The following is an 11,921-nucleotide window of genomic DNA, read 5'->3' on the forward strand; positions in this document are numbered from 1 at the left end:
ATCCCCTTTTTAATAATTGTATACTCACAAACCGCTTTTCCCACTGATCATTCATATATGTTTCATGAAATATGTACACCACATTGTATCATATTTAGTAACTATAATATAGTGTTTTATTTTCTAAATATCTTAAAATCCAATATGGGTTAATGCTTATTTCATCAGCAGTTTCATTTAAATATATGCCAAAATGCAGATGAACATCAAATTTACCAGTGGTACCTTCTACTACACTATATCCGGTATCACCCATATAGCCTAAAAACTGACCAGCGACAACACTGCCACCCTCTTTTATGTCTGGGGCGTAGGACGCCATATGCGCATAGTATAAATATGCTCCATTCTCAGCCAAAATACCGATACGATAACCACCCTGTTCAAGCCACCCAATATTTGCTATCGTGCCACTCGTAACGGAAAGTATTGGATATATGCCTCTCGTGTTTTCAAGCGCCATAACATCAGTACCTTCATGTGTTCTTTCACCACCATAAGTTCGAGTACCCCCCCACGAATCCACATATTCTACCCATTTTCTTTTAGCAGTTGATTTCGGTACTGGAAAATATGATAGATTTGAAAATATAGATTTATAACTATCTTTAAATTGTGCGAATTCATTTGGATATTTACGAATTATTTTATTTCGAAATCTTACCAATTCAGTTTTTGAATAAGAATGTATATCGACATTTTGCAAATCAAATTTATTGTCTATCATAAGAACAACCATTAATTCATAAGGATTCATATTGATTTCATCAGAATATTCAAATATCGAAGCAATACCGTTTTCGCCAAAGTCCATAGACCGAAACCTACTCGCCGTAATCGTATAATCCCCTTCGGGCAATGCAGAATATTCCTCAACAATATAGTCCTGCATAACACTTATCAAAATACAAATCACCAAACAAAGAGCAATATATATATTTTTTACATTATATACACTTTTCTCATCCATTCCCTGTCCATCTCGCCATCCCACATCTATATATCTTTATGCCAAGACATCAATAAAATATTCATACTTTCACAAATAATTCAATTTCTAACCTGCTTTTCATCATCTTTGAGGCTTGTAAAAAATATACTACTTGAAGGAAAGGCAAGGTAAATACATAATCAGCAATTAATATTCACTCATTACCTACAATTCACCTAATATTTTTATTACGAACTCCCAACATCTTTGCACCGACGAAATGCTTAATGATTCTTTAGTTGTATGGATATTTTGCATATCAGGCCCAAATGAAATAATATCTAAAGTTTTCCCTTGTTTTTCGAATTTCTCATCAAAAATGCCACATTCTAGGCCAGCATGTATCGTTTCAACTTTGGCCTCTTTTCCATACAGCTCTTTGTAAGTTTCTGTAAAAACAGTTCTAAGCTTAGAAGTCGATCTATATGTCCATGATGGATAATCTCCCTTAAAGTTACATTCTCCACCTAAAAATTCAGTTATATAAGTGAGTTGATCCATTAGGTTATGCTTGGCCGATTTAACTGAACTCCTTACAGAAAATCCAATATTTATATTTTCTTTTGAAGAATTCAGAATTCCCATATTAAGAGAAGTCTCAACAAGTCCTTTTATAGATTGATTCATATATTGAATACCATTCGGTGCATTCATCAGGAAAAAGGTTATAATTACGTTGCTTTTCATTGACATAATATCAATTTCTTCCTCAACACCATTATTATTTTCCTCTAGTTTAATTTCAATATTACAATCGGCAACCTGAAATTCTGTTTTAAATTCACTATTTATTTCTTTTACTGTTTGTAGGGCTAATGCCTTATTATCCTCGTCATTTGGAATGATTAACGTTACATTACAAATGTTTGGAATAACATTATCTTTTGATCCGCCGCTAATATTATTAATTCCATAATATACATCGTTTGATTTGAATTTATATAATATTCTACCTAGTAATTTGTGCGCATTTGCATAACCTTTGTCTATTTCTGTTCCAGAATGGCCACCATTTAAGCCTGTAATACTAAGGTTGTAAGAGATTCCTTTGATATTGATGCGATCAATTGGAAATGTTATATCAGCTGTCACACCGCCGGCACAGCCCGCCAAAAATATTCCTTCTTCTTCCGAATCAATATTTATCAAAGACTTTCCTTTTAGAGGTGTTACATCTAATGCACTGGCGCCTAATAGACCTATTTCCTCATCAACAGTAAACACCGCTTCAATTGGAGGGTGCGCAAGTGAATTGTCATCAAGAATAGCAAGAACATATGCAATTGCAATCCCATCATCGGCACCAAGTGTTGTATCTTTGCAATGAATAGAATCACCATCAATTATTAGATTTAATCCATCTTTTTCAAAATCATGTAATGAATTAGTAGTCTTTTCATTCACCATATCTAGGTGCCCCTGCATTATAATAGTATCATGATTTTCAAATCCTAAAGATGAGTCTTTAAAAATAATTACATTGTTCGAATCATCTTGGATGTATTTTAAATGATGCTCTTTTGCAAATTCTACACAATAATCGCTAATCGCTTTTGTGTTTCTAGATCCATGAGGAATATCACAAATATCCTCAAAATACTTAAATACTTTATTTGGTTTTAAATCAATTAATCTTGAACTCATATGGTTGCTCTCCTTTGTTTTTTCTATATTACATTTCCATTGCTAACATTTAAATTAATGCCATTTATATAATTGCTATCCTTTGATAGCAAAAATTTTATTGTTGGAACGATATCGCAAATGTCTGCATTCTTATTTTCATTACTATTTGTTGCATTCAGTTCAATTATGCGACTATCAATATTGCTTAAAAATTTAGTATTTATCATTGATGGGGATACAGCATTGATATTTATTTTTTTACCAGAATAATCAGATACCAGTGACTTCATTAACCCTAATAATGTGAATTTAATCATATTGTAACTCATCAAATATTTAGGAGGTGTGGAAATTGTCACCGAAGAAAGCATAATAACTACTTTATTATAATCCTTTCGTTTAATCATTTCCGGCAAAAAAGAGTTTAATATTTGAATTAATGAATGAACTTGTATTTCCATATCATAGCAAAACGCATTCCAATCAAACTCCTTTAATTTTGTATAGTCAAACTTGTTTGCAGGTAAATGAACAATATGTGTAGGGCATACATATTCTGATTTTATAATTTCTGTTAATTTTTTAACCTGATCTATTTTACTTAAATCAGCTTGTATACATTTTATATAATTATGATTACTGGCTTTAATTTCTTTCATTTTAGTATCATTTGAAAAATAATGCATTAAAAATAAAGAATTATTTTTGTCGTGATTTAACTGGTTTAATAATTCACATCCAATATCAGATGAGCCCCCTAGTATTAAATAAATATTTTCATAATTCATTCTAAGCACCCTACCATAATTTTAGCTTTACTAATTCTTTTTTCATTCTGATTTACTATTTTAGCAGTAATGGCTAGGCGCTTTAAGACTTTATCTTTTTGCGTTACAGCACCTTTGATTGTCAAAATGTCACCGATATATACAGGATTATAGAAAGAAGTTTCTATTTCTTGTAATATACAGTACTTTCCAGGCAAATATACACCTACTAAAGTGGAATAAAACGATGCTGTCATCATTCCATATACTAACCTATCATTATAACCTTTACTCTTAGCGTATTTTGAATCAATATGCATAGGATTAATGTCGCCACAAATGGATAAGAACTGATCCATCATTTCACTCGTAACGGTAACTTCAAAATCAGCTTTTGTTTCATTTTCTACTATATCATCAAATTTATAGCAATTCAACCTGATACCCATGCATAATTGTCTCCATTTCAGCGTATGATGAAATTATTCGCACTTCCCTTCATTTTGGAGCTGCGTTTATAAGCGTTCTATATTTTACAACAATTTCTCTTGAACTAGTTTTATAAATTCTCCAACATTTTTTAATCTTGCGACTTCTCCTGTTGTGAATTTAATCCCAAAGGACTTTTCAATCTGAACAATTAGTTGAATATGCGTTAAAGAATCCCAATCTTCAATATCATTTGCATTCATATCATCAAATAGTACAATTTGATCATCCTCAAAAATATCTTGAAATATCGCTTGTAATTTCTTTTCAATTTCCATTTTAGACACCATCAAAACAATTCCCCTTAGATTTAATATATATTTGTGTGGAAGGCAATATATTTACATTATAAATATATATATTACTTTCTTTATCTGTTTTAAACGTAATATCATCAGAAACTAGAAATCCAAGCTCAGTATAAAGATCTTTTACCATAAGATTTTTTTTACTTGGAATATATTCTCCTACTAATAGACTACATTTCCAATTCTTTGCCACTTCTAAAATCGTCTCCAATGTCAAATGCTCTACGCCACGCTTTAAAACGCGGCAACTCATTACCCAGGTATCAATTACACAGCAATCACCGGTATTCTTCAATATGACACATGATATTATCCCATAGTTAGTAAATTTATCCTTTAAGGAAACAGATAATAGCTTGAAATTTCTGTCATGTAACAGTTCATTAATAACTGCTTCGCAATATCTTTGCGTTCTCAAATTAAACTGATTCGATTTATTAATTAATTGTGAAAATCGCTCAACTTGATTACTCGTTAATGCGTCAACATTGCCTTCCATTTCTAATGCTTTCAAATATTCATTATAGTCAGTAAATTGAATTGCCAATTCATCGCGTTTACTATTTTGCACATATGAATCTGAACGCTTTATATCTTCTGCTGTAATTTGAATCCATTCAAAGGGGCTTGCCGATTCCAGCGCCAAAACGTAATAAGCTGGATCATTTGGTACATCAATTACTGTAACTTCGGGTAGATACATCTTAACTATTTCGCGTTCCGCAGGATTATCATCAAAAAAAACAAGGCTATCCATGCCAATATTTAATTCGTTTGAAATCTTCCTTATATTTGCTGCTTTATCTTCCCAATTAGCTATAAATATAGAAAAATCATCGAGCTTTAAAAGCATATTATCATTTTTGATAAATGGTTCTTTTGCAATGTCAGTATCGTTTTTACTACAAATAGCTAAAATAACACCTCTGTTTTTTAAATTCAAAATATATTTCTGAAAAGATAAATACGCTTCACCTTCTGGGTTATTTGGATCCACTTGGATGGCTTCCCAACCTTCATCCCCTACAACTCCACCCCATAATGTATTATCTAAATCTAAAACTAAACACTTTTTTACATTTCCACATAATGCACTAATCTGTTTTGCAAATGTTTCACATACAACTCCAATGTATTGAATTGAAAATCCTGCTTTATTTAACACATAAGCAGATGGATCAAACCACTGTTTCTTTCCTATACTTGATGCTATATAATCCAAGTCTACGATTGTAACATTATTCGCACGGTTTTTAATTAATTCTATATTAATCAAATTAAGAAGATTTCTAGTTGAAAAATAGTAATTTTGCTCTAAATTTCCAATTGATCGCTCCAATGGCAAGACAATATCAGACTGAAAAATATGGCAGCCTTTGATTGTGGATAGGTTATCCCAAAGTGATTTATAATAAACAACATAATCATTAACGCACTTATCTACAGAAATGGAATCAGATAATATCTGCGGAAAAGTTTTAATATCTCTGTAATCAGACAAAATAATAACGATAGTTGGACAAAATTCGTATAATGAAGAATCTTTATTTAATATATCCATATTAATTCCATTATACTCACCTTCATAAATAGAAGCTTCAATCCCCTTACTGCTTAATAATGATTTCAAAACCATAACAAAACTTTGAATACTATACGAGCCTAGAACGGCAATCTTTAATATGCTTGATTGCTCCAAATGTAATGACTGCTCCGCTTGCAATTTGCTTAATTTCCTAGATAATTTCAATATATTTGTATAATCATAAATATCTGTGGTTTTAAGTTTAAGATTAATTTCTTCTATTAAACTATCCATGATCATCCGCCTTTGATACGATATTGAATGCTTCATATTCCGCTTTTAATATTGAAAACATGATTTGATTATTAAAAATACCATTCTTAAAAATGCGCTCTCTAAGAATCCCTTCCATTTGAAAATTGAGCTTTTTTGCTAATTTTACCGAAAAAATGTTTACTTCTAATATTAATGAACGAATACAATTTAGTCCTAGTTCATAAAATGCATATGTAAGAATCGCATTTATAGCATCTTTCATATCGCCCTTGATTCTATCCTCAGCGGGGGCACTGATTTTATAACCGATTGCCGCCTGTCTATTTTTCCAGTCAATATCTGTTAACATAATCATACCAATTGTTTTTCCATTGGAAAGTTCAATCATTAATTTAATGTTGTTATTGGTATTGGAATAATTTTGAATCCAATTTTTTTGCTCATCAGAACTGATTGGTAAATTCCAACCTTCTATCATCTCTTCGATTTCTGGAGCATTTATCAAATAGAAAAGCAATTCAAAGTCTTCTTTTTCGATTGCTCTTAATGTTACACAGCCATTTTTAAGTATCATAGTCTTCCTCATAGATAATATAGTCATGATGCGAATGCAATAATAGAATATTGCAGGGTCTTATTTAATATATATATTCTATATGAATTGGAAAGTGCGAATAATGCGAACATTTTATCTGCTTTGTTCAAATTTTATTCCGCTAATGACGTCAGAATAGAGGGAATATGCGATTTGTTAAATCCTATAAAATATCTAAATTTATAATTATATTTTTATTTATAATTATGGTGTTTAATCCAGAAGTAACACTTATCGGTGCAAAGCACGGTCTGTTGCTTTGGTTTAATGTGATTATCCCTAGCTTACTACCATCAATTATAATTTCAAATATGATAGTCTCCGCTTATGGAGAAACCTTTAAAAATCCATTTTTATATATCATATTTACGGGATTACTGTGCGGATATCCATTAGGAGCAGCAACCGCCGTGCAGTTATCAAAAAAGAATAGAATTGATACTAAAAAGATGCAATTTCTAATGGCAATATGTAATAATTCGAGTCCTATGTTTATTACAAATTATATTATCCTTTCAACGTTAAATCAAAAAGCAAACTTATTTCAAATGATAGTAATCATATATTTTCCACTCTTACTACTTTTAATCGTATTTATGATATGGAATCGCAATCTCTTTCAACATAGATTAAAACCGCTTATTCAAAAATCGGTTGTGAAAAATATAAATATAAATGCAATCGATTCATCAATAATGACTGGCTTTGAAATAGTAACAAAGGTTGGCGGCTATATAATTTTATTTTCAATACTAAGTGCATACATTCAAAGTATGCCGATAAAAAATGAAATATTAAAATGTGTGATTTCGGGAACGCTTGAAATCACAACAGGAATAGATAGTATTGGAAAAGCTGGATTTTCGATGGAGTTAAAGAAAATATTAGCTTGTATGTTTACAGCATTTGGAGGTCTGTCATGCATAGCACAAACTCATAGCATAATACATAAAAGTGGATTTTCAATAAAAAAATACATATATCATAAAATAATCATTATGCTTTTAACGGCAATAATGGCTTGCTTTATGATATATGTATTATAAATAAATTGTAACTGTTCAGTACCTGAACAATTACACGCCTCGCAAAATACTGCCTTCTGAATAGTTACAATAAATCTACACTAATATTGGTTGTACAAATATTAATTTTGCTGTTGTTTATCATCTTCCATCATTTGAATTTCCTGTCTATTTTCAGGAAATTGTTCAGGGGGTTCAGGAGTAGGTCGTAATTCATTACGATTATTAACGACAATCTCTAAATCTTTATTTAATGATGTGATTAATGTTTTATATTTGATTTCGTTTGATTCTAATGAATGTTGAATAATTAATTGAAGATTAGCTAACATATCGTCTGTATATTGAAGTGCGCCCATTCTGATACCATTGGCATCTTCAGTGGCTCTATCTAATATTTCTTGTGCTTGCGCTGAAGCGGTTTCAACCAATTGATTCGCTTGAGCATAGGCTCTTTGCATAATCTCGTGCTCATTTACTAATTCCTCTGTATGAATTTGTGCAGCATTGATAATTGAATCGGCTTGCTCTTTTGCATCAGCAATAATTGCTTCTTTATTATTGATAATTTTCTGATATTTTTTGATTTCGTCAGGAGTCTTTAATCTTAATTCTGATAATAAATCTTCAAGATCCTCTTTTACTACTACAATTTTTGTGTTTGATAATGGCTGATACTTACAACCATCTATGTATTCTTCTATTTCACTTATTATCTGTTCAATTCTACTCATTGTATAACTCCCTCTCAATATAATATTTATCTTTTTGGAATTCCAAATTTTTCGTAAACTTTATTAATAACAAATCCAGGTACAAAATGTGAAATGTCACCATTATACATAGCAACTTCTTTAACATTACTTGAACTTAAATATGCGTACTGTAAATTAGTTGTAAGAAAGATTGTATCGATATCAGGATTAATAATTCTGTTTGTTTGAGCCATCTGCAATTCAAATTCAAAATCTGTAATAGCTCTAAGTCCCCTTACAAGTATATGAATATTATGACTTTGGGCAAAATCTACTAATAAGCCACTAAAGCTGATTATCTCAACATTGCCGAAGTCTTTTGTCGCTTCTTTTAACATATTAACACGTTCATCTACAGAAAACAATGGAGATTTTGTATTATTATTAAGTACACCTACAATCAATTGGTCTACTAGTTTTGATGATCGTTCTATCACATCTATATGGCCAAATGTTACAGGGTCAAAGCTTCCTGGATAAATTGCTGCTCTCATTTAAGTTGGCTCCCTTCAAGTTTCATTTTTTATGTGCAAATATATGTTTGTTGGTTTTATATTTCTTTTCCTTAACTAGCTCATATCCCAATTCATCTAAATACGAAAAATCAGTATGCAGTGAAGCTTCAATGACAATCAATGTATAATTATCTATAATATTACTGTTTTGTAATGCCTGCAACACATTTTTTTCGTGATCTAAATTATAAGGTGGATCCATATATACAATATCAAATAATTCTTGACCTGCTAATTTGTTGATTGCCGTCATTGAATCACATTCCATAATTGAAGCACTATCTATTAATTTCGTAAATTCAAGATTCTCACGAATACACGCAACTGCTTTACGATTACTTTCTACAAAATAGGCTTTACTTGCGCCTCTACTTAAAGCTTCAATTCCAATTGAACCACTTCCTGAAAATAAATCAAGGAATTTGCATCCAGCGATATCTATTTGTAATATATTAAATATTGTTTCCTTAATTCTATCAGTTGTAGGTCTTGTGTCTATACCTTCTATTGTTTTTAAAGGCAAGCTTCTGGCCTTTCCGGCGATTACTCTCATGGATTATTGTCCCTTCTTACGAATTAAAATATTTATTTAATTCTACTCTTGAATTGATAGATAATTTATTGAAAATCATCTTCATATTTGATTTTACTGTGCTTTCAGCAATAAATAAAAAATCTCCAATTTCTTTATTACTGAATCGTTTGACTGCTAATTTAGCAATTTCAATTTCTCTATGTGTTAATCCAAAGTTGGACGAATAACTATTCGCTTTTTGAATCACTTTTAAGCCTTTACTATATTCTCTTGCTAGTTTTTTGACATTTTTTAAGAATATCAAAAAAGATATTTCTAGATTGGTTTCATCAAATAAAATTTCTAAATAGCTATAATTTTCTACGAATGGCATATATACATTATCTTTAACCGCTAATTCAATCGCTTCTAAAAGGAATTTATGAGACTTTTGCAATTCTTGTACTTCTTTGTTTGCAATTGCCAAATATATATATGTATAAATTCTTGGTAAAACATAAGAAAATACTTTTGTAAGACCAATAAACTGTCCACTAATCCCAAGAAAATGATGATATTGTTGATTTAATATTAAATATTTACCATATATAAGATTCGTATAACTAAGCGTAATAATATTCGTCTTTTCTTCAATTAACTTATGATCTTTTAGCCAACTATTTATATTATCTTTGTCACAAATTGTGGCATACAAAAAAGATTTGGATATATCAGCCATTGTATTTAATTGAAAGTAGTTGATTGCATTACTAGAGATAGAATTTATATATTCATTGAATGCATCATTATCTCCCGTACAGATTGCAAGTCTTGCTAAAAGCAATAATGCACATATGTACATGCTACTTTGACTCCGGCTATCAGCCATATACATTGCTTTGTGGCAAAGGATCTCAGAACTTTCGTATTCGCCTCTATTATAGAGTATTTCAGCCTTCATAATGGCTTCAAATCCTTTGCCATGGCCATTGGTGATTCTATAATAATTAGGAGCACATACCTCTAACGTGTTTAATTCATTATCTAACATACCAGATTGCGTATGATATAAAGCCATAATTGATGGTGAGCCTAACGAAAACGGTACTTTCCCAACGATTATTTTCAAAGGTTCATTTGAATCATTACATACATTCATAAAATGGTCATTCATTTTAGAAAAATCATTAAATTCATAATAAGCAGATATATAGGTTAATTCGCAATGAAGCTTGGCTTGCTGTTCAACTGATAAGTTATCATCATTTTTGATATCCTTTGAAATCGATGAAACTAAAGATTCCATCATCTGACGTTCGTTGTAAATAAAAAGAATAAAACTTAATATAATTCCAAATTCATAATTTCCATGCTTATCGGTTGTCCAATAATTATTTGCGATATCAAAAAAAAGTCGTTTGTTCTCTTTGATAATAAAGCCATATAAATCATTTAATTGAGGCTTTATTGAATAAATCAAATCGAATGCCTTCACTGAATGGAAACATTGAATCGCTGAAAAGAAATCATTCTTATTTTCATATAACTTACCTGTTTCTATTGTTATGTTTTTTGTGATCTCAACAGGAAGTTCGATGAAAAACTTGCGAATATATTCGAGATAAATTGGATTAATATGATATGTTCTTCTTTCATAATTATAATCAATATGCTCATTGTAGTCCAAAAAAGTCATTACTTCATTCGGTGAAAATTCTGACACAGCAATTGCTTGTGCAAGTGAAAACTCTTCAAAAAGGCATACTCTAATCAAAAAATCTCTTTCTTTTTCTGAAATCATCTTCCAAATATCATTTTGTATAAATGTTGTGATACTATCAAAGGCATCAAGTTTTTTATAAGTAGCATAACTTAATAATTGTAATTTAATTATAAAGGGCCAACCACAACTATAATCATATATTTGTTTTACATCCTCCGAACTAATTAACACTTCATTCAAACGAAAGTATTCATTAATATCTGCAGGAGTGTATTTGAAGTCCTCTTTATTTATAGTCCCAACTTTGTCTCTTAAAACTAAATTAATAATTAAAGTTGATTTGATAGATCTAGTAATAAATATTATTTTTAAATTATCAATAGATAAATTGATAAGGGACGAAAAAATTTTATTGTTTATTTCATTCTCAACCAAATAATAATCATCAATGATAAGAACAGTCTTTTCTAAATCTTTTAGTTTACGTAACAAACTAATGATTATAGAAAAATCTTTATCGGTGGTTGGAATTTCTACTTTCCTGAGTTGCGTTGCAATTTCAGGATTGGTTGATTCAATTGCTATACATAAATTAAACCAAAAAAGTTCCTGTGACGAATCACCATCTATCCAAAAAGTTCTGTAATCTAACGAATTAAAATATTGCTTTAATACTGTTGTTTTACCATAACCTGTGGGCGCAGTAACGACAGTACATGAATAATTTTCAAATACGAATAGTTTTTTTCTTAAATTCTTAGAAATATAGATCTTTTTCTTCTCGGTTTTGGTATTTGCCATAATATGAACTC

12 protein-coding genes are annotated in these 11,921 nt (G+C 30.4%); 1 reads left to right on the forward strand and 11 read right to left on the reverse strand.

Features of this window, described 5'->3' with window-relative positions; translation table 11 throughout:
• Window positions 1–94: 94 nt before the first annotated feature.
• From BMY18_RS16870 to BMY18_RS16900, 7 genes are all read right to left on the reverse strand, one after another.
• Entirely contained in the window at window positions 95–970 is an 876-nt protein-coding gene (locus BMY18_RS16870; protein ID WP_242941062.1) for a M23 family metallopeptidase, read from the reverse strand.
• Between the two features lie 186 nt (window positions 971–1,156).
• On the reverse strand, window positions 1,157–2,635 hold the full coding sequence (locus BMY18_RS16875; RefSeq protein WP_092456367.1) for an aminoacyl-histidine dipeptidase: 1,479 nt from the start codon (window positions 2,633–2,635) through the stop codon (window positions 1,157–1,159).
• Between the two features lie 23 nt (window positions 2,636–2,658).
• Window positions 2,659–3,405 (reverse strand): SDR family oxidoreductase, encoded by a 747-nt coding sequence (locus BMY18_RS16880; RefSeq protein ID WP_092456370.1) that lies wholly within the window; start codon window positions 3,403–3,405, stop codon window positions 2,659–2,661.
• Window positions 3,402–3,833 (reverse strand): MaoC/PaaZ C-terminal domain-containing protein, encoded by a 432-nt coding sequence (locus tag BMY18_RS16885; RefSeq protein WP_092456372.1) that lies wholly within the window; start codon window positions 3,831–3,833, stop codon window positions 3,402–3,404. The genes BMY18_RS16880 and BMY18_RS16885 overlap by 4 nt, the downstream gene beginning before the upstream one ends.
• Window positions 3,834–3,917: 84 nt before the next feature.
• The gene (locus BMY18_RS16890) at window positions 3,918–4,163 is read right to left on the reverse strand and encodes an acyl carrier protein (protein WP_242941063.1); all 246 of its coding nucleotides are present in this window, start codon (window positions 4,161–4,163) and stop codon (window positions 3,918–3,920) included.
• Window positions 4,153–6,000 carry an HAD-IIIC family phosphatase gene (locus BMY18_RS16895; protein ID WP_170841460.1) on the reverse strand — a complete coding sequence of 616 codons (1,848 nt, stop codon included), beginning with the start codon at window positions 5,998–6,000 and terminating at the stop codon, window positions 4,153–4,155. Before BMY18_RS16895 ends, BMY18_RS16890 begins: the two co-directional genes overlap by 11 nt.
• Window positions 5,993–6,556, reverse strand: coding sequence for a GNAT family N-acetyltransferase (locus BMY18_RS16900; RefSeq protein WP_170841461.1), 564 nt, complete (start codon window positions 6,554–6,556; stop codon window positions 5,993–5,995). Before BMY18_RS16900 ends, BMY18_RS16895 begins: the two co-directional genes overlap by 8 nt.
• Window positions 6,557–6,723: 167 nt before the next feature.
• Between BMY18_RS16900 and BMY18_RS16905 the strand changes: the two genes are divergently transcribed.
• On the forward strand, window positions 6,724–7,623 hold the full coding sequence (locus BMY18_RS16905; RefSeq protein WP_092456381.1) for a hypothetical protein: 900 nt from the start codon (window positions 6,724–6,726) through the stop codon (window positions 7,621–7,623).
• A 101-nt stretch (window positions 7,624–7,724) separates the two neighbouring features.
• Here BMY18_RS16905 and BMY18_RS16910 read toward each other — a convergent pair whose 3' ends face one another.
• Genes BMY18_RS16910 through BMY18_RS16925 form a run of 4 tightly spaced genes read right to left on the reverse strand, consistent with a single transcriptional unit; the run spans window position 7,725 to window position 11,910 of the window.
• Window positions 7,725–8,336, reverse strand: coding sequence for a vacuolar family H+-ATPase subunit H (locus tag BMY18_RS16910; RefSeq protein ID WP_092456384.1), 612 nt, complete (start codon window positions 8,334–8,336; stop codon window positions 7,725–7,727).
• Between the two features lie 26 nt (window positions 8,337–8,362).
• Window positions 8,363–8,851, reverse strand: a complete 489-nt coding sequence (coaD, locus tag BMY18_RS16915; protein WP_092456388.1) for a pantetheine-phosphate adenylyltransferase — start codon at window positions 8,849–8,851, stop codon at window positions 8,363–8,365.
• A gap of 22 nt (window positions 8,852–8,873) precedes the next feature.
• Window positions 8,874–9,425 carry a 16S rRNA (guanine(966)-N(2))-methyltransferase RsmD gene (gene rsmD / locus BMY18_RS16920; RefSeq protein ID WP_092456391.1) on the reverse strand — a complete coding sequence of 184 codons (552 nt, stop codon included), beginning with the start codon at window positions 9,423–9,425 and terminating at the stop codon, window positions 8,874–8,876.
• A gap of 16 nt (window positions 9,426–9,441) precedes the next feature.
• On the reverse strand, window positions 9,442–11,910 hold the full coding sequence (locus tag BMY18_RS16925; RefSeq protein WP_170841462.1) for a helix-turn-helix transcriptional regulator: 2,469 nt from the start codon (window positions 11,908–11,910) through the stop codon (window positions 9,442–9,444).
• Window positions 11,911–11,921: the final 11 nt, after the last annotated feature.

Source organism: [Clostridium] fimetarium (genome assembly GCF_900111235.1).
GTDB lineage: Bacteria > Bacillota > Clostridia > Lachnospirales > Lachnospiraceae > Clostridium_N > Clostridium_N fimetarium.